This is a genomic window from Kocuria rosea (assembly GCF_006094695.1).
Lineage (GTDB): Bacteria > Actinomycetota > Actinomycetes > Actinomycetales > Micrococcaceae > Kocuria > Kocuria rosea.
This window is the reverse complement of record NZ_CP035103.1, coordinates 980654-999890: the sequence shown is the minus strand read 5'-3', so window position 1 is coordinate 999890 and position 19237 is coordinate 980654. Positions and strand designations below refer to the sequence as shown.

Genomic DNA, 19237 nt, shown 5'->3' with positions numbered 1-19237 from the left:
CCCGGCCCGGGCGCCGGTGCGGCTCAGCGCTCCTGCTGGCGCGGGGGCCGGTACAGCACCACGGCCTGCGAGATCTTGCGGGCCCGGGGGCGGGCGCCGCGGGCCATGCGCACCACGTCCCCGCCGACGCCGGCGGCGAAGATCCGCGAGGACTCCTCGGCCCGGTCCCGGGCGTCCTCGAGCTCCCGGGACAGCTCCGCCACCCGCGACCGCAGGGCCGCGACCTGGTTCTCCAGCTGGAGGATGCGCCGGATGCCCTCGAGGGACACGCCCTGCTGGGACAGCACCTGGATCTGCTGCAGCTTCTCGATGTCGCGCTGCGAGTAGCGGCGGGCGCGGCCGGGGGCCCGGGACGGCCTGACGAGGCCGAGCCGGTCGTACTGGCGCAGCGTCTGCGGGTGCATCTCCGCGATCTCCGCGGCCACGGAGATCACGAACAGCGGCTGGTCGGCGTCCAGTGCCATCTCACACCCGTGCCTTCTCGGCCAGGCGGGCCCGGGGGTCCTCGTCCGCGGTCGCCTCGGCGAACGCCCTGGCGGCGGCCTGCGCCTGCTCGTCAAGCTCGGCCGGCACGTGCACCTCGACCGTCACGATCAGGTTGCCCGTGCCCTTGGCCGTGCCGAACCCGCGCCCCTTGACGCGGAAGCGCCGGCCCGAGGACGTGCCCGCCGGGACCTTCACGCGCACGGTGCCGCCGTCCAGCACGGGCACCTCGATGGTGGCGCCCAGGGCCGCCTCGGGGAACGTGATCGGCACGGTGACCTCGACGTCGTCCGTGCCCTCGACGCGCCGGAAGAAGGGGTGCGGGGTCACGTGGACGGTGACGTAGAGGTCGCCGGCGCCGCCTGCACCCGAGTGGCCCTTGCCGGCGAGCTTGAGCTTCTGACCGTCGCGCACGCCGCGCGGGATCCGCACCGTGGTCTCCTGGCCGTTGCCCCGGCGCAGCTTGACCGTGGTGCCGTGCACCGAGGAGCGGAACGGGATGGTCGTCTCCGTCCGGATGTCCTCCCCGCGCGCCGGCGGGGCCTGGTAGCCGCCGTAGCCGCCCGGCGCCCCGTACCCGGTCTGACCGCCGAACTGGGCGAACAGGTCCTCGAACCCGCCCGGGCCGCCCGCGCCGCCCGCGCCGCCCGCGCCGCCGGTGGAGTAGGTCGTGCGGCGGCGGCGTCCTCCGCCGCCTCCGCCGCCTCCGCCGAAGATGTCGCCGAAGAGGTCCTCGAAGTTGGCCGAGCCCCCGGCGCCGCCGGGGCCGCCGGCGGTGAAGCGCGCCCCGGAGCCCATCGCGCGGATCGCGTCGTACTGCTTGCGCTCCTCGGGGTCGGAGAGTACGGAGTTCGCCTCGGTGATGTCCTTGAACCGCTGCTCGGCCTCCGTGTCCCCCGGGTTCTGGTCCGGGTGGTACTGGCGGGCGAGCTTGCGGTAGGCCTTCTTGACGTCGGCGGCGGACGCGTCCTTGGAGACGCCGAGAATGCTGTAGAAGTCCTTGTCGATCCAGTCCTGGCTGGCCATGACGCCTCCTTTCTGTGGGGCCGGTCGGGGTCCTGCGGAGCAGGACCCGGTGGTGGTCCGGGGGTCGTCCCCGGCGCCGCGGCGCCGGGGACGGGTGGACGGGTCAGGGGAGGCCCGAGGGACGGGCCTCCCCTGACGTCGCCGGGATCAGGCCGGGTCCGGCCTCACTCGGCGACCGCGACGGCGACCTGGGCCGGCCGCACCACGCGCTCGCCGATCCGGAAGCCGGAGCGCAGCACCATCGAGACCTGGTCCGGCTCGACCTCGCTCGTGGGCTGCTGCAGCACCGCCTCGTGGACGTTGGGGTCGAACTTCTCCCCGACCTCCCCGAGGCGCACCAGCCCGTGCCGCACGAGGGTCTCCTCGAGCTTGTTCGCGATCGCCGCGAACGGGCCGTCGGTGAGGTCGCCCGCCTGCCGGGCCGCGTCGATGTCGTCGAACACCGGCAGCAGCGTCTGCAGGAGGTCGCCCGTCACGAAGGTCCGCAGCTGCTCCTTCTCGCGCGCCGTGCGGTGCTTGAAGTTCACGAACTCGGCCTGCAGCCGGCGCAGCTCCTCGAGCCGCTCCTCGGCGAGGGCCGCCGCCGGGGAGTCCTCCGCGGCGGCCGGCGCCGGTGCGGCGTCCCCGGACTCCGCCTCCGTCGACTGTGGCGTCGAGAGGATGTCGTCCACCGTCAGGCCCTCCGGCCCGGCCTCCTCGCGGGCGCCGGCGCCGGAGTCCTGCGCGGACTGCTCGCCGGGGTGCGCGGCGTGGTCGCCGGGAACGCTCCCGGCGCCGTGGTCGTCCGCGTTCTCGTCGGGTCCTGGCGTGGGGTCGGGCATGCTCACTTCTTCTCGTCCTCGTCGTCGACGACCTCGGCGTCGACGATGTCCTCGTCACCGGTGGCACCGGTGGCGCCCGCACCCGGGGCGCCCTCGGCGCCCTCGGTCTGCGACTGCGCGTAAAGGGCCTCGCCGAGCTTGGTCTGGGACTGCTGCAGCTTGTCGTAGGCCGACTTCACGGCGTCCTCGTCCTCGCCCTCGAGCGCCTTCTTCAGGGCGTCGACGTCCGCCTGCACCTCGGACTTGACGTCCGCGGGCAGCTTCTCGTCGTTGTCCTTCAGAAGCTTGTCGACGGAGTACGCCTGCTGCTCCGCGTTGTTGCGCAGGTCGGCCGCCTCGCGGCGCACCCGGTCCGCCTCGGCGTTGGCCTCGGCGTCCTTGACCATCCGGTCGATGTCCTCCTTGGAGAGGGAGGACCCGCCCGTGATGGTCATCGACTGCTCGGTGCCGGTGCCCTTGTCCTTCGCGGAGACGTGCACGATGCCGTTGGCGTCGATGTCGAAGGTGACCTCGATCTGCGGCATCCCGCGCGGGGCGGGGGCGATGCCGGTCAGCTCGAAGGTGCCCAGATTCTTGTTGTCCCGGGTGAACTGGCGCTCGCCCTGGAAGACCTGGATGGACACGGACGGCTGGTTGTCCTCGGCGGTGGTGAAGGTCTCGGACCGCTTGGTGGGGATCGCCGTGTTGCGCTCGATGAGCTTGGTCATCACGCCGCCCTTGGTCTCGATGCCCAGCGACAGCGGGGTCACGTCGATCAGCAGCACGTCCTTGCGGTCGCCCTTGAGCACGCCCGCCTGGATCGCGGCGCCGACGGCGACGACCTCGTCCGGGTTCACGCCCTTGTTGGGCTCCTTGCCGGCCAGGCGCTGGACGGTCTCCGCGACGGCGGGCATGCGGGTCGAGCCGCCCACCAGCACCACGTGGTCGATGTCGGACACGGAGATGCCGGCCTCGGCGATGACGTCCTTGAACGGCTTCTCGGTGCGCTCGAGCAGGTCCCGGGTGAGCTCCTCGAACTTGGCGCGGGTGAGGCGCTCGTCCAGGTGCACCGGGCCCTCCGGGGTCACGGACAGGTACTGCAGGGAGATGCTGGTGCTGGTCGCGGAGGACAGCTCCTTCTTGGCCTGCTCGGCGGTCTCCTTCAGGCGCTGCAGGGCGATCTTGTCCTTGGACAGGTCCGCGCCGGTCTTCGACTTCACCTGCGCCAGCAGCCAGTCGACCACGCGCTGGTCCCAGTCGTCGCCGCCGAGGCGGTTGTCGCCGGCGGTCGAGCGGACCTGGATGGTGGAGAAGTCGTCCTCGTCCTTGCCGACCTCCAGCAGGGAGACGTCGAAGGTGCCGCCGCCGAGGTCGAAGACCAGGATGAGCTCGTCCTCCTTGCCCTTCTCCAGGCCGTAGGCGAGCGCCGCGGCGGTGGGCTCGTTGACGATGCGCAGCACGTTCATGCCGGCGATCTCACCGGCCTCCTTGGTGGCCTGGCGCTCGGCGTCGTTGAAGTACGCCGGGACGGTGATCACGGCGTCGGTGACCTTGTCGCCGAGGTAGGACTCGGCGTCGGTCTTGAGCTTCATCAGGATGCGCGCCGAGATCTCCTGCGGCGTGTACTTCTTGCCGTCGATGTCGGTGGACCACCCGGTGCCCATGTGGCGCTTCACCGAGGCGATCGTGCGGTCCACGTTGGTGACGGCCTGGCGCTTGGCGATGTCGCCCACCAGGGTCTCGCCGTCCTTGGAGAAGGCGACGACGGACGGCGTGGTCCGGTTGCCCTCGGCGTTGGCGATGACGGTGGGCTCGCCGCCCTCCAGCACGGACACCACGGAGTTGGTGGTGCCGAGGTCGATTCCTACTGCACGAGACATGGGCGTGTTCTCCTTCGGGTCGAGCTGAACCGGGCGGGCCGTACCGGCCCCGTTGGGGTCCCGGAGGTCTCAGTTCTTGAGTTTTCCTGGCTCAAGTCTGCCACGTGAGCCGCTGATGTCAACTTAAGTTGAGCCACATCGACTCAACCCGGGGTGCCGGGGATGTGAGACGCCGCGCACTCCCTCCCGCTGGGACGGGACGTCGGATACCGTGGAGTGTTTGTGCCCGCTCCCGCGGGCCACCGCCACACCCCCGGGTCCGCCCCGCACGTCACCGCACGCACCGACACGACACCGCACGCACCCCGACACCTCAGGAGCCACCGTGAGCACCACGCCACCCCATTCGCCGCATCCGTCCAGTGAGGCCGACGGCTCCCGCCGGCCGAAGCCGCGGGAGGTGCTGCGCGAGATCAACTACCCGCACGGCATCCACCCCGCCCTCGTCCCCGGCATCGCCGTCGAGGACCAGAAGCTGAACTACGGCACGGACAAGGTGGTCTTCACCGTCACCGCCGCGCTGATCGTGGGGTTCATCGCCTGGGGCGTGCTCTCCACCGAGTCCCTGACGGCCGCCTCCACCGCGGCCCTGGGCTGGGTGACCGGCAACACCGGGTGGTTCTTCACCGCCCTGTCCACGGCCGCCGTGCTGTTCATGCTCGTGGTCGGCTTCACCCGGACCGGGCGGATCCCCCTGGGCATGGACGACGAGAAGCCCGAGTACTCCTTCTTCTCGTGGCTCGCCATGCTCTTCGCCGCCGGCATGGGCATCGGCCTGATGTTCTACGGCGCCTCCGAGCCGCTGAGCCACTTCGGCGCGGGCGTCCCCGGCTTCGGGGCGGAGCCCGGCTCCGAGGAGATGACCGTCTACGCCCTCGTCCAGACCGCCTTCCACTGGGGTCTCAACCCCTGGGCCATGTACGCCGTGGTCGGCGCGGCCGTCGCGTACGGCGCCTACCGGCGCGGACGCTCCCCGCTCATCAGCCGGATCTTCGTGCCGCTGATCGGCCAGCGGCGCGCCGAGGGCGGCCTGGGCCGGCTCATCGACGTGTTCGCCATCTTCGCGACCCTCTTCGGCACCGCCGCCTCGCTCGGGATCGGCGCGCTGCAGATCTCCCGGGGCCTCGAGATCGTCGCGGGCTGGGGACCGCTCGGCAACGGCGGGCTCATCGCGATCATCGCCGTCCTCACCGCCGCCTTCGTGGTCTCCGCGGTCTCCGGCGTGGCCCGCGGCATCCGCTACCTCTCCAACACGAACCTGCTGCTGGCGTTCCTGCTCGCCCTGTTCGTGTTCGTGGCCGGGCCCACCGTCCTGATCCTGGACCTGGTCCCCGCCGTGTTCAGCACCTACCTGCAGGAGTACCTCTGGATGACCGGGCAGACCGGCGGCTGGGGCGAGGACGCCACCGCCTTCGCCGGCGGCTGGACCGTCTTCTACTGGGCCTGGTGGCTGTCCTGGTCCCCGTTCGTCGGGATGTTCATCGCCAAGATCTCCCGCGGCCGCACGCTGCGCCAGTTCGTGACCGTGGTGCTCGTGGTCCCCTCCTCGATGTGCGTGCTCTGGTTCGTGGTCATCGGCGGCACGTCCATGTACCTCCAGCGCACCGGGACCGACCTGGCCGCCGCGGGCGGCCAGGAGGCCGCGCTGTTCGGCATGCTCGACGCCCTGCCCTTCGGCGCGATCACGTCGGTGCTCGCCATGGTCGTCATCGGCATCTTCTTCGTGACCAGCGCGGACTCCGCGTCCATCGTCATGGGCACCCTGTCCCAGCGGGGCCAGCCCGAGCCGAACCGTCCGATCGTCGTGTTCTGGGGCCTGTGCCTCGGCGGCATCGCAACGGTCATGATGCTCGTGGGCGGCGACGACGCCCTGACCGGGATGCAGAACCTCGTGACCGTCTCGGCCCTGCCGTTCGCGGTGATCGTCGCCTTCCTCATGGTCGCCTTCTACAAGGACCTGCGCAGCGACCCCGCCACGATCCGCCACGCGTTCGCCCTCACGGCGGTGCGCAAGGCCGTGATCCACGGCATCGAGGAGCACGGCGACGACTTCGCCCTCCAGGTGGAGCACGCCCCCGGCGCCCGTGCCGCCGGCGAGACCTTCGACTCCCACGACCCGGCCGTCACCGACTGGTACCGGCGGGTCGACGAGAACGGCGAGGAGATCGACCTCGCCGCGGAGACCGGTTCGAGCTCCGGCCAGCAGGCCGACCAGGAGCCGGAGCGCCCGGACGCCGGTCAGGAACGACTGGACCCGGACGAGCAGCGACCGCTCGACCCGACCGTCCGCCGGTCCTGACCGGACCCGCGCCGTGCGGCCGTCGCCCCCTCGGGCGGCGGCCGCACTTCTCGTGCCGGGACCGGACGGCTTAGACTGCGCGCTATGTATTCGATCGTGGCCGTGTGCACCGGCAACATCTGCCGCTCGCCCATGGCGGAGTTCGCCCTGCGCCGCGCCTTCGAGGCCGCAGGACTGGCCGGGCGCGTGCGGATCGACTCGGCCGGCGTCAGCGACGAGGAGCTCGGCAACCCCGTGGACCCCCGCGCCGGCGACCTCCTGCGCCGCGAGGGGCTCGACGCCTCCGCGCACGCGGCCCAGGTCTTCGACCCCGTCCGCTTCGGCGACCGGGACCTCGTGCTCGCCCTGGACGTGGTGCACTGGCAGCGCCTGCGGGCGCTCGCACCGGACCGGTCCGCCGCCGCCAAGGTGCGGCTGCTGCGGGAGTTCGACCCCGCCGTCGAGAATCTCGAGCACGGCGACCTGGGGATCTACGACCCCTGGTACGGGGGCCCCGAGGACTTCGAGTCCACCTGGGGCATGATCGACGCCGCCGTGCCGGGCGTGGTCCGCGCCGTCGCCCGGGAGCTCGGCGCCGACCGGGAATCCGCGCAGGACGCCGGGCGCGCGTGATCGACATCGAGCTCGAGCTGGATCCGGCGCTCGCCGCGGCCCACCCCGCCGGCACCAACCTGGCGCGGCTGCTCCCCTCCCCCACCCGCCGCCCCTACCTCATCGGCATCGACGGGCGTTCGGGGGCCGGCAAGACCAGCCTCGCCGAGCAGCTCGCCGCGGTGCTGCGCCCGGTGCGGGACGTGACGCTCTTCCACCTCGAGGACCTCTACCCGGGCTGGGACGGGCTCGGCCCCGGCCGCCGCACCTACGTGGACGAGGTCCTCACACCCCTCGACCAGGGCCGGGACGCCGAGTGGAGCGCCTGGGACTGGGTCACCGGCTCCCCGGGGACCCCGCGGCTGACCCGTGTGGCGGAGGTCGTGATCCTGGAGGGCGTCGGCGCGTGCAGCGCCGAGGCCCGGGAGCTGCTGGACGTCTCCGTGTGGGTCGAGCTGCCCACCGCCCTGCGCTACGACCGCGCGCTGAGCCGTGACGGCTCCTACTACGCCGAGCACTGGGACCGCTGGGCCGCCCAGGAGGACGCCTACCTGGCGGAGGACCACGTCTGGGAACAGGTGGACATCCTGCACCCCGGCCCGGTCTGCTGAGCCCCGCGGCCGCACCGACAGGAGGATCCGTGACCAGCACCGTCGTCGTCCTCGACGCCGCCCACCCGGAGGGCGTCCTCGCCGATCCGTCCGTCCCGCTCGTGCGGATCGACGACCAGGGGCTCACCCGCGGTGACGGTGTCTTCGAGACCATGCGCGCCGTCGACGGGCTCGTGCAGAAGTTCGAGGCCCACCACCAGCGGCTGTCGGCCTCCGCGCGGCTGGCGCAGCTGCCCGTGCCGTCGGCGCGGGACGTGCGCGGGGCGGTGGAGCTGGCGCTCGCCCACGCCGCCCCCGGCGGGGACGGCGGACTGGGCGCCGAGCACGCCGTCAAGGTGGTGATCAGCCGCGGCACCCCGGCGGACGGCCCGTGGTCCTGGATCGTGGTGAGCCCCGTGCCGGAGACGACGTTCCGGCAGCGCCGGGACGGCGTGACCGCGGTGCTGCTGCCGCGCGGCCACGACCCCGCCCAGGACGCCGGGTACCCGTGGCTGCTCCCCGGGGCCAAGACGCTCTCCTACGCGATCAACATGGCCGCCCTGCGCCACGCCCGCTCCCTCGGCGCGGACGAGGCGGTCTTCACCACGGAGGGGCGCAGGGTCCTGGAGGGCGCGACGTCCTCCGTGGTCTGCGCCCGGGTGCGCGCCGGCCGCCGCACCCTGCTGACGCCGGAGCCCTCGCACGGGATCCTGCCCGGCACCACGCAGGCCAAGATCTTCGCCGCCGCCCGCCGGGACGGCTGGGCGCTCGGCTACGGACCCCTGTACCCGGCGGACCTCATGGAGGCCGACGCCGTGTGGCTGGTCTCCAGCGTCCGGCTCGCGGTGCCGGTGCGCCGGCTCGACCACCAGCCGCTGCCGGTGGACCCGGACCTGACGAGGCTCGTCACGAGCTGGGTCCAGCAGGCCTGATCCTTCGCTCAGGCCCAGATGAACCGGTGCGTCCCGAGCAGGACGGACACCGCCGGGCCCGCCGCGGCGGCCGCCGCGCAGCCCGTGAGGACCGCCGCGTCCCGCCAGGAGTACCCCGGGACGCGGGCCCACGTGCGCGGACCCGCACCGAAGCCGCGGGCCTCCATGGTGACCGACAGCCGGGTGGCCCGTCGCAGGGACTGCACCAGCAGCGTGAAGGCCTGGCCGCCGAACTCCCGCAGCGCGCCCACCGGACCGTGCCCGGACCCCGTCCCGCGCGCCCGCCGCGCCATCGCCAGCGTGGCCCACTCGGAGACCATCACCCCCACCAGCCGCAGCGCGGCCAGGGACGCGAGCACGAAGCGGGCCGGCAGGCGCAGCGTCTGGGCGAGGCCGTCGGCGAGGTCCGTGGGATCCGTGGTGAGCACCAGCATCAGCCCGGGCAGCGCCAGCGCCAGCCCACGCAGGGCGATCGCCGCCCCCGCGGCCACCGAGCCGGACGAGATCCCGGTGACCCCCAGGTCGAGCAGCACCGGCCCGGAGTCCTCGGCGAGCAGGGCCGTGCCCCACCCGCTCACGAGCGCCGCCACGACCACCGGCCACGCCCGGCGCAGCAGCGCGAGCGGGCGCTGACCGGCCAGCGCCAGCAGCAGCACCTCGCCCAGCAGCACGGTCCCCGACGTCACGGGGTCCGCGCTGAGCAGCAGCACCACGGTCAGCAGCAGCGCCCCGGTCAGCTTGACCACCGCGTTCGTCCGCCCCAGCAGCGAGGTCCGGGCCGACGGCGCGATCGCGGCGGCGCTCACCGGACGGGCTCCCGCCGGGCGAGGACGCCCCGCACCGCGCCGGCGCCCGGCGCCGCCGGAGCGGCCGGGGCACTCCCGGCCGCGGCCGCGGACCGCACGGCAGGAACGGCCGGCGCTCCTTCCGCCGCCGGTGCCGTGCGAGCGGCGCGGCCCCGCTCGCTCGGGGTGCCCAGCGCCAGCACCTCGGCGCCGAGCGCCCGCACGAAGTCCTCGTCGTGGGTCACGGCGAGGACCGCCGTGCCGGCGTCGACGAGCTCCACGAGCAGGTCCACGAGCTCCGCCCACGTCAGGGCGTCCTGACCGAACGTCGGCTCGTCGAGCACCAGCACGTCCGGGTCCGTGGCGAGCACCGTGGCCACGGACAGCCGCCGCTTCTCGCCCCCGGAGAGGGTGAACGGGTTGGCGTCGGCCAGGTGCGAGAGCCGCAGCCGGCGGAGCAGTTCGTCCGTGCGGCGCTCCCGCTCGGCCACCGGCGTGCCGGCCAGCCGGGGGCCGAGCTCGAGCTCGGCCCGCACGGTGGCGCGCAGGAACTGGTGCTCGGGCTCCTGGAAGACCGTCCCCACGCGGGCCACGAGCTCCCGGCCGCTCCACTCGAGCGGGTCGGGTCCCGCGCCGCGGTCGAGGACCGGGTGGGCCCGCACGGTGCCGCGCACGGGGGCGAGCAGACCCGCCAGCGTCAGCGCGAGCGTGGACTTGCCGGCGCCGTTCGGCCCGGTCAGCGCGAGCGCGCGGCCGCGGCGCAGGGTCAGCTCCACGTCGGCCACCGCCGTGGGGAGGTCCCGGCCCGCGGCGGCGTCGTCCAGCGGGCGGCCGCGCCGCCGCGCCCGCCGCCGGGCGCGCAGCTGCCGCGTCGAGGGCTGGCTGCGCGAGACGCCCAGACCGGTGGCGCTCAGCAGCGGTGCGCCGTCCGTCCCGGAGCCGGCGGCCCGGGTTCCGGCGGGACCCCCGGCGGAACCGGCACCGGGCCCCGCGGCGGGGCGAGCGGGCGCACGCGTGGCCGGCACCCGGCCGGGCACCCACACCCCCGCGCCGCTGAGCTCGTCGGCCGCGGCGCCGAGCACCCGGCCCGGGGCGCCGTCGTGGGTGATGCCCCCGTCCCGGCCGAGCACGACGACGCGGTCCACGACCTCGGCCCACACGGCGACACGGTGCTCCACGACCACGAGCGTGGCGCCGCTGCGGTCGAGGCAGGACACCACCGCGTCGCGGACCCGCCGCACGCCGGCGGGGTCCAGGTTGGCGGTCGGCTCGTCGAGCAGCAGCAGCCCGGGGCTCATGGCCACGGCGCCCGCGAGCGCCAGGCGCTGCTTCTGCCCGCCGGACAGGGCCGCGGTGGAGTGGTCGAGGGGGAGGTCCAGCCCCACGTCGTCGAGCGCCGCGCGCACCCGCGGCCAGATCTGCTCCCGGGGCACCGCGAGGTTCTCGAGGCCGAAGGCGGTGTCGTCCCCGATCCGGGACAGCACCACCTGGGACTCGGGGTCCTGCTGCACGAGCCCGGCCCGGCCGCGCGCCTGCTCCGGCGGCATGCCGTCGAGCAGCAGCTCGCCGGAGGCGGACTGCCCGTCGTCGTCGTGGAGGACTCCCGCCAGGGCGTGCAGGAGGGTGGACTTGCCCGCCCCGCTGGGTCCCAGCAGGAGCACGCGCTCCCCCGGCTCGACCACGAGGTCCAGGCCGCGCAGCGCCGCCGCGTCCCGCCCGGGGTGGTGCCAGCCGAAGCCGCGGGCCTCGACCCGGGCCCCGCGGCCGGCGGGCACCACGGGGTCCGGGGTCGTGGGAGCCGTCATCGCCGCACGGCCCGCCCCGACGCGAGGCCCTGCAGCACGCCGGTGGCCGCGAGGGCCCGCACCACGGCCTGCATCAGCAGGCCCGCGAGCACCGCCCCGGAGACGGCCGTCAGGACCACGTAGACCACCTGGTGGCTCAGCGCCCACTCGTAGTTGTAGACGATGTTCTCGTGGACGCCGAGGAAGATCCCGCTCACGGCGCCCGCCACGGCCGCCACGAGGGCGTCGAACCGGCGGTACCGGAAGGCGGCGAAGGCCAGTTCCGCGCCGATGCCCTGGACGAGACCGGAGAGCACGACCAGCAGACCGAAGTGGGTGCCCAGGAAGCTCTCGATCACGGCGGCGAGCAGCTCGCAGAACAGCGCGGCGCCGGGCTTGCGGATGATCAGCCCGCCGAGCACGCCGGCCACGAGCCAGCCGCCGGCGATCAGCCCCACGGCGGGCGGGTAGGCGACCGCGGCCGTGCCGACCACGGGGTAGAGCAGGTTCGACCACGCCCAGAAGACGACCGCGCACACGGCGGCGAGGACGGCGGCCACGACGATGTCGACGACGCGCCAGGACGACGCGCGGGACGTGCCGGGGCGGCGGGCGGGGCGGTGGGTGGTGGTGTTCACGGTGGGTTCCTCCTGGGCTCAGCGAGCCGTCGGTGCCAGGAGGGGACGGGGTTCCGCGGGCCGCGCCGGTGGCGCGTTCCCGGGGAAGCACCCCTGAGATGCTCGACTCCCTTCGCCGGTGCTAACCGGAGCAGGTTCGAGGGTCTGCGGCGATCCGCACTCTCAGCGCCGCGCCGGTCTCACCGGCGGGGCGCTCCCCTGTCGTTCAGTGGCACCGAGTCTACCCCTCCCCCGCCCGCCCCGTGCACTGCCGGCGCACGGCCGGTGAACGACGCAGGGGCCCGTCCGGCCGGACACCGGTGCGGTGTCCGGCCGGACGGGCCCCTGAGCGAGGTGCTCGCCGGGCCTCAGACCTCGGCCTGGCTCGAGGCCTTGGGGTTCGTCCGCGGCCTGTTCTCCATCTTCGCGATCTGGCGGGAGATGCCGACCTTGATGACGGTGCCCACGAGACCGGTGACGAGCGACCAGATGATGATGCCCGTCCAGGCCTCGTCCGGGTCCGGGTTCTTGGCGGGGGGCGGGTCGCCGGTGATGCGCGTCCACGCCGCGCCGAGCACCTTGTGCGAGAGCGCCACGCCGCCGAGCGAGAGGCCGGTGCCCACGAGTTCGAGGACCTTGGTGTTCATGGAGTGCTGCTCCTTGTCGTCCGAGGGGGACGCGGGTGCGCCCTGTCGATCCTGCCCAGCCTAACGCGTCCCCGGCGATCCGTCAGTCTGCTGTCCGTCCGCCCGCCGGCCGTCCGGGCTCGGCACCGGCGGTCCCGCGGCGACGCCCTCCGCGGAGCCCTCCGCCCCGCCCTCCGCGGCGCGGTTGAGGACCTTCTGCAGGTCGTCCTGGGTCAGCGTGGTCCGGTTCAGGTGCTTGGTGCGGTACGTCGAGCGTCCCACCATGTGCGCCGAGACGGGCACGGTGAGCAGCTGGAAGATCCAGCCGAGGGCGATGAGCGGGATCATGACGGGTTCGCGGTTCTCGAGGGCGACTGCCGTGAGCATGAGGAGCAGCCCGAAGACCTGGGGCTTGGTGCCGGCGTGCATGCGCGTCAGGAGGTCCGGGAAGCGGACCAGGCCGATCCCTGCGGCGAGGGACATGAGCGCGCCGACCACGAGGCACACGGCCGCGGCGGCGTCCAGGACAGTGTCCAGCACGGCGCTCACCGCCCGTGCTCGGCGGTCTGGGTGGCGAAGCGCGCCACCGTCACGGAGCCGATGAACCCGACCAGCGAGACGATCACCATGAGGATCAGGTTGTTGAGGTGGCCGTGGTAGGCCATGTCCACGGCGAGGGCGGCCGCGACGATGGCCAGCAGCACGTCCGTGGCCACCACACGGTCCAGCAGGGAGGGGCCCTTGGCGAGGCGGTAGAGGGTGCCCGCGGCGGCCGCGCTGAGCAGCACGGCCGCGACGGCCACAGCGATCTGCATCACGGGTGGTCCTCCTCGTGGGTGTCGGTGGGGGTGGATCCCGGGGCGTCCGCCGGGGACCCGGTGGGCACCTCGTCCCGGCGGCGGCCCACGATCTGCAGGCTCGCGGTGATCGGCGAGCTGAGCGCGGCGCTGTCCGGCCGGTCCGTGCCGGAGGCCCGTCCGCCGCCCCGCTCGGCCCGCAGGGCGGCGAGCTCCTCCGGGGTGCCCATGATCCGGATCCAGGCCGCCTCCACCCGGAGGGCGGACCGGCGGAAGTCCTCGGCCTCCTGAGCGCTGCGGACGTTGAGCGCGTGGAAGTACAGCGTGCCGGAGGCCCGGTCCACCTCCACCACGAGCGAGCCCGGGATCAGGGTCATGGTGTGGCCGGTGGCCGTCAGGAGCAGGTCGGAGCGCGTGCGCAGCTGGACGCCGACCACGGCGTTGCGGGCCCGCGGGCCCACGAGGATCGCAATGAGCATCACCTCGAAGCTCGCCTTGGCGACCTGCCACACGAACGTCACGGCGAAGAGGGCGAACTGGAACGGGTTGAACCGGCCGGACAGCTGGACGGGCGGCAGGTAGAGCACCCAGGTGACGAGCAGGGCCAGGACCAGCCCGACCAGCAGGTTGCCGGGGCCGAAGTCGCCCCAGAGGGCGCCCCACACCACCACGAGCCACACCAGCAGCGGCAGCTCGACGAGCAGGGAATTCTTGGGGCGGGTCACGGGGCCTCCTCCACGACGGGCCGCGGCGCGGACGCGGGGTCCAGCACGGCCTCGACGTAGCGCTCGGGGCGGACGAGGTTCTCCGCGGCGTTGTCCGCGAGCTGGAACAGCGGCCCGGCGAACACGGTCAGGGCCACCCCCGCGGCGACGAGGGCCGAGGCCCCGCCCAGCATCGAGGGGGACATCAGGCGCACGTCGCCCTTGCCCGCGAAGCGGCCCGCCTGGTCGTCGACGGCACCCGAGGTCAGCAGGAACCGGGAGCCGGCGGGCACCGGGGCCAGCAGGATGGGGTCCGGGTACTCCGCGTCCTCCGGGGCGCGCAGGAACACGCGGTTCCACACCCGGATCATGGCGAGCAGGGTCAGGAGGGACACCGCCACGGAGCCGGCGACGAGGGCGTAGGCCAGCCCGTCGCCCTGGTCCACGCCGGCCTGCAGCAGACCGGTCTTGCCCAGGAAGCCGGAGAACGGCGGGATCCCGCCGAGATTGAGCGCGGGCACGAGGTAGAGCAGCGCGAGCAGCGGCGAGATCTTGGCCATCCCGGCCAGCCGGTCCACGTTGGTGGACCCCCCGCGGCGCTCGATCAGCCCGGCCACGAGGAACAGGCTCGTCTGGATCACGATGTGGTGGGCCACGTAGTAGACCGTGGCGGAGAGCGCCTCCTGGGTGCCCACGGCCACCCCGAAGATCATGTACCCGATGTGGCTGATCAGGGTGAAGGACAGCATGCGCTTGATGTCGATCTGCGCGAGCGCGCCCAGGATGCCGACCACCATGGTGAGCAGCGCGACCCACATCAGGAGGTCGTCGAGCCGCTCCCCGGGGAAGAGCACGGTCTCGGTGCGGATGATCGAGTACACGCCCACCTTGGTCAGCAGGCCGGCGAACACGGCGGTCACGGGCGCGGAGGCGGTCGGGTAGGAGTCCGGGAGCCAGAAGGACAGCGGGAAGACCGCGGCCTTGATGCCGAACGCGATGAGCAGCATCAGGTGCAGCTGCATCTGCGTCCCCACCGGCAGGCCCTCGAGCTTGACCGAGAGATCGGCCATGTTGATGGTGCCCGTGGCCGCGTAGATCATCGCGATGGTGATCAGGAACAGCACGGAGGAGATCACCGAGACCACCACGTAGGTCACGCCGGTGCGGATCCGCTGCACGGTCCCGCCCATCGTCATGAGCACGTAGGACGCGGTCAGCAGGATCTCGAACCCCACGTAGAGGTTGAACAGGTCCCCGGCGAGGAAGGCGTTGGAGACCCCCGCCACGAGGATCAGGAAGGAGGGGTGGAAGATCGAGATCGGCCCCTCCTCGTCGCCGTCGGCCACGCCCTGCCCGCTCGCGTAGACGAGCACGGCGAGGGAGACGACCGTGGAGACCACGAGCATCAGGGACGAGAGCTGGTCCACGACCATGACGATGCCCCAGGGCGCCTCCCAGCCGCCGAGGTGGACGGCCTGCGGGCCGAGGTTCCACGTGGTCCCGAGGATGAGCGCCTCGACCGCGAGGGTGAGCACGAGCGAGCCGATGGCCACGGTCCGCTGGAGGGCGTTGCGCCGCAGGAGCAGGAGGCTCAGGGCCGCCCCGAGGAACGGGATGATGACGGCCAGGGGGGCCAGCTGGGCGAAGTCGACGGTCACCGCCTCCCTCCCCACTCGTCGACGCCGCGCACACCCGGGGTCTCCAGGGACTCACCGGGGTCCTGGGGCCGTGGGGCGTCGTCGAACTCCGTGGTGTCGGCGGGGACGTCGGCGTCGTCCTCCATGTCGTAGGAGGACTGCCGCGCCACGCGCCGGTCCTCGACGTCGTCCTGGATCTCGTCCCGGCGCCCGAGGACCCAGGACCGGTAGATCATGCCCAGCAGGAACGCGGTGACGGCGAGGGAGATCACGATGGCGGTGAGGATGAGGGCCTGGGGCAGCGGGTCGCTGTAGTCCTCCGCGGCGATCGACCCCTCGTACAGGGGCGCGGACCCGGCGGCCCCGCCGGCGTGCAGGATCAGCAGGTTCGTGCCGTTGGTCAGCAGCATCAGCCCGAGCAGCACGCGGGTGAGCGAGCGCTCGAGCAGCAGGTACACGCCCACGGCGTAGAGCACGCCCATCACGACCAGCAGGGTCAGGTTCACGGTCATCGGTGCTCGTTCCCTCCGTCGGTACGGATCCGGGCGATCGCGGTCGGCGATGTCGCGGAGGCCGCCGCGGTCGCTCCCGCGGGGGCGCCGGCGGACACCTTCCGCTGCCGCGTGACGCGGATGCGCGTGCCGCGTCCAGGGGTGCGCCGCCGCCGGCGGACCGCGTCCTCCTCGATCCGCTGGTCGATCCGGCCGCCGAGCGAGCGCAGGATGTCCAGGATGAGCCCCACCACGATGAGATAGACCGCGATGTCGAAGATCAGGGCGGTCACGAACTTCTCCGCCCCGAAGAGTGGCAGCTCGGCCTCGAAGGTGTAGCTCTGCATCACCGACCCGCCGAAGAACACCGGGGTGACGGCGTAGAGCGCGGCGAGCGCCAGGCCCGTCCCGAGCATCGTGCCCGCGTTGATCGGCGTGGCCAGCTCCAGCTCGTAGCGCCCGCCCGCGAGGTAGCGCACGGTCAGGGCGAGGCCGGCCATGAGACCGCCCGCGAACCCTCCGCCGGGGTCGTTGTGCCCGGCGATCAGCAGGTAGAGGGAGACCATCATGAACGTGTGGAACAGCAGCCGGGTGACGACCTCGAAGACGATCGAGCGCCGCTCGGGGGCCATCGTCCGCCCGGCGAGCAGGTAGGGGTCCTCGAGGTCGTCGTCGCGGCGAGCCAGCCCCACCTCCAGGGGCTCGCCGCCGGGCGAGACGGCCGCGGCGTTGCGCCGCCGGATCACCCGCAGCTGGTCGGTGGTGGGATCGTCCCCGGAGCGGACGATGCGGTCCCCGCGACCCGTGACGAAGATCAGGGAGGCCACCCCGGTGGCGGCGAGCACGAGCACGGAGATCTCCCCGAACGTGTCCCACGCGCGGATGTCCACGAGGATCACGTTGACGACGTTCTGGCCGTCGCCGAGCTCGTAGGCCATGCGGGGCAGCTCCAGGGAGATCGGGTCGGCCGTGCGGGAGGAGATGCTGAAGGCCGCGAGCGCCATCATGAACAGCCCGAAGGTGACCGCGATGGTGCCGCGCAGCAGCCGGCGCCCGGCCGGGTTGCGGTGCCACAGGGGGGCGGGCAGCGAGCGCAGGGCGAGCACGAACGCCACGAGCAGGATGGTCTCGACGAGCGTCTGCGTCAGGGCGAGGTCCGGTGCGCCCTGCAGGGCGAAGATGAGGGCCAGCCCGTAGCCCGTGACCGACACGAGCAGCACCGCGAGGAAGCGCTTGCGGGCCAGGGGCACCAGCAGGGCCGCGACGACCATGGCCACGCCGGCGATCAGCTGCCCGGGGCCGTCGGAGACCCGCAGCGCCCCCAGGGGCGGGGTCTCCTCCGCGATCAGCGCCACCAGCGGCACGACGATCGCCGTGATCAGGATGACCGAGAGGTAGAACATGAGCGAACCGCGCTGGGTGCGGCCGGTGATCCACACGGCGGCCAAGTCCAGCACGTTGACGACCCGCCGGTAGAGGAGCTCCCCCGGGGGCAGGGACGGCAGGGCCCGCTGGAGGTCCGCGACCTGGCTCCGGAAGCGGTGGAGCAGGATCCCGCCCGCGACGATGAGGGCGGAGAGCCCGAGGGCCGGGGTGAACCCGTGCCACAGGGCCAGGTAGAAGTCGTGCTCCACGGCCGGGAACTGGTCGACGTAGGGCTGCAGCATCGCGTCGACCGGCTGGGGCCAGAGGCCGAGGACCACCGTGAGGACGGAGAGCACGAGCGGCGCGGCGAGGAACGCGGGCTCGACCCGATGCATGTCGCTGACCACGGCCCTGCCGCCGACCCCGGCGTCGAGCTCGGAGAACTCGGCGGACTTGTGGGCGAACCCGCCCCACACGAACCGGGCGCTGTAGGCGAAGGTCAGCACGGAGCCGACCACGAGCCCGGCGAGCACCACGGTCCCCGCCGTGCCCTCGACGTCGTGGGCGAAGGCGGTCAGCACGGCCTCCTTGGCCACGAAGCCGGCCAGCGGGGGCAGCCCGGCCATGGACGCCGCGGCCACGAGCGAGACGGCGAACAGGACGGGCACGCGGCCGGCGAGCCCCGACAGGCGGCGGATGTCCCGGGTGCCCGCCCGGTGGTCGATGATCCCGACCACGAGGAACAGCGTGGCCTTGAACAGCCCGTGCGCGAGGAGCATGGCCATGCCCGCCTGCGCCGTGTCCGCGGAGCCGCGGCCCACGATGACCATGAGGAAGCCGAGCTGGCTGACGGTGCCGTAGGCGAGGATCAGCTTCAGGTCGTACTGCTTCAGGGCCGCCCAGCCGCCGAAGAGCATGGTGCCCAGCCCCAGCACCGCGATGGTCGGCTGCCACAGCGCCGTCTCGGCGAAGCCCGGGGCGAAGCGGGCCACCAGGTAGATGCCGGCCTTGACCATCGCGGCGGCGTGCAGGTACGCGGACACCGGGGTGGGCGCGGCCATCGCGGCCGGCAGCCAGAAGTGCAGCGGGATCAGCGCGGACTTCGTCACGGCGCCGACGAGGAGCAGGAGGATCGCCACGTCCACCACGGTCCCGCGCTGCGCCAGCTCGGGGGCCGCCGCGAGCACCTCGGAGATCCGGTAGGTGCCCGCGGCCTGGCCCAGCATCACGATGCCGACCAGCATGGCCAGGCCGCCGGCGGTGGTGAGCACGAGGGCCTGCAGCGCCGCGCGCCGGGCGGACAGGCGGGTCCGGCTGTAGCTGATGAGCAGGAACGACAGGACGGTGGTGATCTCCCAGAAGACGAACAGCACCAGCATGTCGTCGGCGGTCACCAGGCCGAACATGGCGCCCGCGAAGGCGAGCAGCTGCGCGCCGAAGCCGCCGATGCCGCTCGCGCCGGACTTGAAGTAGCGGGCGCAGTAGAACAGCACCAGGGAGCCCACGCCGAGCACGAGCAGGGACATCGTCCACGAGAGGGCGTCCATGCGCAGCACCAGGTCCAGGCGCAGGGACGGGATCCACTCCCCGCCCTCGGTCCAGCCGCCCTCCGGGCCGTAGACCCGCGGGCCGGAGCCCAGCAGCCACAGGAAGCCGGCGAACGGGACCGCCGCCAGGAGGTAGAAGGCGCTGCGTCCCATCCGTGCGAACAGCAGGGGCGCGACCGCGGCCACCACTGCGTGGAGCAGGAGCACAGCGGTCATCAGGCGCCTCCGGGGGTCGGGGAAGAGATCGGCGGGCGGGCGTCGAGGGGCCCGGACGCGGGCACGG

18 protein-coding genes and 1 riboswitch are annotated in these 19237 nt (G+C 73.3%); of the genes, 4 read left to right on the top strand and 14 right to left on the bottom strand.

Annotated features, from left to right (window positions below):
• Positions 1-23: 23 nt before the first annotated feature.
• The 4 genes from EQG70_RS04610 to dnaK all read right to left on the bottom strand — a co-directional run bounded on the left by EQG70_RS04610 (position 24) and on the right by dnaK (position 4189).
• Positions 24-464, bottom strand: coding sequence for a heat shock protein transcriptional repressor HspR (locus tag EQG70_RS04610; RefSeq protein ID WP_017832603.1), 441 nt, complete (start codon positions 462-464; stop codon positions 24-26).
• A 1-nt stretch (position 465) separates the two neighbouring features.
• Positions 466-1509 (bottom strand): DnaJ C-terminal domain-containing protein, encoded by a 1044-nt coding sequence (locus EQG70_RS04605; protein ID WP_109268214.1) that lies wholly within the window; start codon positions 1507-1509, stop codon positions 466-468.
• 164 nt (positions 1510-1673) lie between these two features.
• The gene (locus tag EQG70_RS04600; protein WP_017832605.1) at positions 1674-2336 is read right to left on the bottom strand and encodes a nucleotide exchange factor GrpE; all 663 of its coding nucleotides are present in this window, start codon (positions 2334-2336) and stop codon (positions 1674-1676) included.
• On the bottom strand, positions 2333-4189 hold the full coding sequence (gene dnaK, locus EQG70_RS04595; protein WP_031282565.1) for a molecular chaperone DnaK: 1857 nt from the start codon (positions 4187-4189) through the stop codon (positions 2333-2335). Before dnaK ends, EQG70_RS04600 begins: the two co-directional genes overlap by 4 nt.
• Positions 4190-4514: 325 nt before the next feature.
• Here dnaK and EQG70_RS04590 point away from each other — a divergent pair, with 325 nt between their 5' ends.
• The 4 genes from EQG70_RS04590 (at position 4515) to EQG70_RS04575 (ending at position 8601) form a co-directional block, all read left to right on the top strand.
• Positions 4515-6488 (top strand): BCCT family transporter, encoded by a 1974-nt coding sequence (locus EQG70_RS04590; protein ID WP_229587875.1) that lies wholly within the window; start codon positions 4515-4517, stop codon positions 6486-6488.
• Between the two features lie 84 nt (positions 6489-6572).
• Positions 6573-7100, top strand: coding sequence for a low molecular weight protein-tyrosine-phosphatase (locus EQG70_RS04585; protein ID WP_109268216.1), 528 nt, complete (start codon positions 6573-6575; stop codon positions 7098-7100).
• Positions 7097-7690, top strand: coding sequence for a uridine kinase family protein (locus tag EQG70_RS04580; RefSeq protein ID WP_017832609.1), 594 nt, complete (start codon positions 7097-7099; stop codon positions 7688-7690). The genes EQG70_RS04585 and EQG70_RS04580 overlap by 4 nt, the downstream gene beginning before the upstream one ends.
• A gap of 29 nt (positions 7691-7719) precedes the next feature.
• Positions 7720-8601: an aminotransferase class IV gene (locus EQG70_RS04575; protein ID WP_109268217.1), complete on the top strand. Its 882-nt coding sequence runs from the start codon at positions 7720-7722 to the stop codon at positions 8599-8601.
• 8 nt (positions 8602-8609) lie between these two features.
• On the opposite strand, the gene EQG70_RS04570 is transcribed toward EQG70_RS04575, so the two are convergent.
• The 10 genes from EQG70_RS04570 to EQG70_RS04525 form a co-directional block, all read right to left on the bottom strand.
• Entirely contained in the window at positions 8610-9407 is a 798-nt protein-coding gene (locus tag EQG70_RS04570; protein WP_109268218.1) for an energy-coupling factor transporter transmembrane component T family protein, read from the bottom strand.
• Positions 9404-11191, bottom strand: coding sequence for an ABC transporter ATP-binding protein (locus EQG70_RS04565; RefSeq protein WP_244296654.1), 1788 nt, complete (start codon positions 11189-11191; stop codon positions 9404-9406). Before EQG70_RS04565 ends, EQG70_RS04570 begins: the two co-directional genes overlap by 4 nt.
• Positions 11188-11808: an ECF transporter S component gene (locus EQG70_RS04560; RefSeq protein WP_017832613.1), complete on the bottom strand. Its 621-nt coding sequence runs from the start codon at positions 11806-11808 to the stop codon at positions 11188-11190. Before EQG70_RS04560 ends, EQG70_RS04565 begins: the two co-directional genes overlap by 4 nt.
• Before the next feature lie 90 nt (positions 11809-11898).
• Positions 11899-12018, bottom strand: a riboswitch (TPP riboswitch).
• Between the two features lie 137 nt (positions 12019-12155).
• Positions 12156-12434, bottom strand: a complete 279-nt coding sequence (locus EQG70_RS04555) for a DUF4235 domain-containing protein (RefSeq protein WP_017832614.1) — start codon at positions 12432-12434, stop codon at positions 12156-12158.
• Between the two features lie 60 nt (positions 12435-12494).
• The gene (mnhG, locus tag EQG70_RS18820) at positions 12495-12953 is read right to left on the bottom strand and encodes a monovalent cation/H(+) antiporter subunit G (RefSeq protein ID WP_109221894.1); all 459 of its coding nucleotides are present in this window, start codon (positions 12951-12953) and stop codon (positions 12495-12497) included.
• Between the two features lie 5 nt (positions 12954-12958).
• A complete protein-coding gene (locus EQG70_RS04545; RefSeq protein ID WP_172604427.1) occupies positions 12959-13228 on the bottom strand; it encodes an MrpF/PhaF family protein in 270 nt (89 codons plus the stop codon).
• Positions 13228-13935, bottom strand: coding sequence for a Na+/H+ antiporter subunit E (locus EQG70_RS04540; RefSeq protein WP_035928246.1), 708 nt, complete (start codon positions 13933-13935; stop codon positions 13228-13230). Before EQG70_RS04540 ends, EQG70_RS04545 begins: the two co-directional genes overlap by 1 nt.
• Entirely contained in the window at positions 13932-15572 is a 1641-nt protein-coding gene (locus EQG70_RS04535) for a Na+/H+ antiporter subunit D (protein ID WP_109268220.1), read from the bottom strand. Before EQG70_RS04535 ends, EQG70_RS04540 begins: the two co-directional genes overlap by 4 nt.
• The gene (locus EQG70_RS04530; protein WP_017832622.1) at positions 15569-16063 is read right to left on the bottom strand and encodes a Na(+)/H(+) antiporter subunit C; all 495 of its coding nucleotides are present in this window, start codon (positions 16061-16063) and stop codon (positions 15569-15571) included. The genes EQG70_RS04535 and EQG70_RS04530 overlap by 4 nt, the downstream gene beginning before the upstream one ends.
• Positions 16060-19170: a Na+/H+ antiporter subunit A gene (locus EQG70_RS04525; protein ID WP_109268221.1), complete on the bottom strand. Its 3111-nt coding sequence runs from the start codon at positions 19168-19170 to the stop codon at positions 16060-16062. Before EQG70_RS04525 ends, EQG70_RS04530 begins: the two co-directional genes overlap by 4 nt.
• Between the last annotated feature and the right edge of the window lie 67 nt (positions 19171-19237).

Bases quoted from the DNA above. Each gene is read 5' to 3' on its own strand.
- EQG70_RS04555 (WP_017832614.1), bottom strand. From the start codon at position 12,434: ATGAACACCAAGGTCCTCGAACTCGTGGGCACCGGCCTCTCGCTCGGC.
- EQG70_RS04565 (WP_244296654.1), bottom strand. From the start codon at position 11,191: ATGACGGCTCCCACGACCCCGGACCCCGTGGTGCCCGCCGGCCGCGGG.
- EQG70_RS04605 (WP_109268214.1), bottom strand. From the start codon at position 1,509: ATGGCCAGCCAGGACTGGATCGACAAGGACTTCTACAGCATTCTCGGC.
- dnaK (WP_031282565.1), bottom strand. From the start codon at position 4,189: ATGTCTCGTGCAGTAGGAATCGACCTCGGCACCACCAACTCCGTGGTG.
- EQG70_RS04525 (WP_109268221.1), bottom strand. From the start codon at position 19,170: ATGACCGCTGTGCTCCTGCTCCACGCAGTGGTGGCCGCGGTCGCGCCC.
- EQG70_RS04530 (WP_017832622.1), bottom strand. From the start codon at position 16,063: ATGACCGTGAACCTGACCCTGCTGGTCGTGATGGGCGTGCTCTACGCC.
- EQG70_RS04610 (WP_017832603.1), bottom strand. From the start codon at position 464: ATGGCACTGGACGCCGACCAGCCGCTGTTCGTGATCTCCGTGGCCGCG.
- EQG70_RS04545 (WP_172604427.1), bottom strand. From the start codon at position 13,228: ATGCAGATCGCTGTGGCCGTCGCGGCCGTGCTGCTCAGCGCGGCCGCC.
- EQG70_RS04585 (WP_109268216.1), top strand. From the start codon at position 6,573: ATGTATTCGATCGTGGCCGTGTGCACCGGCAACATCTGCCGCTCGCCC.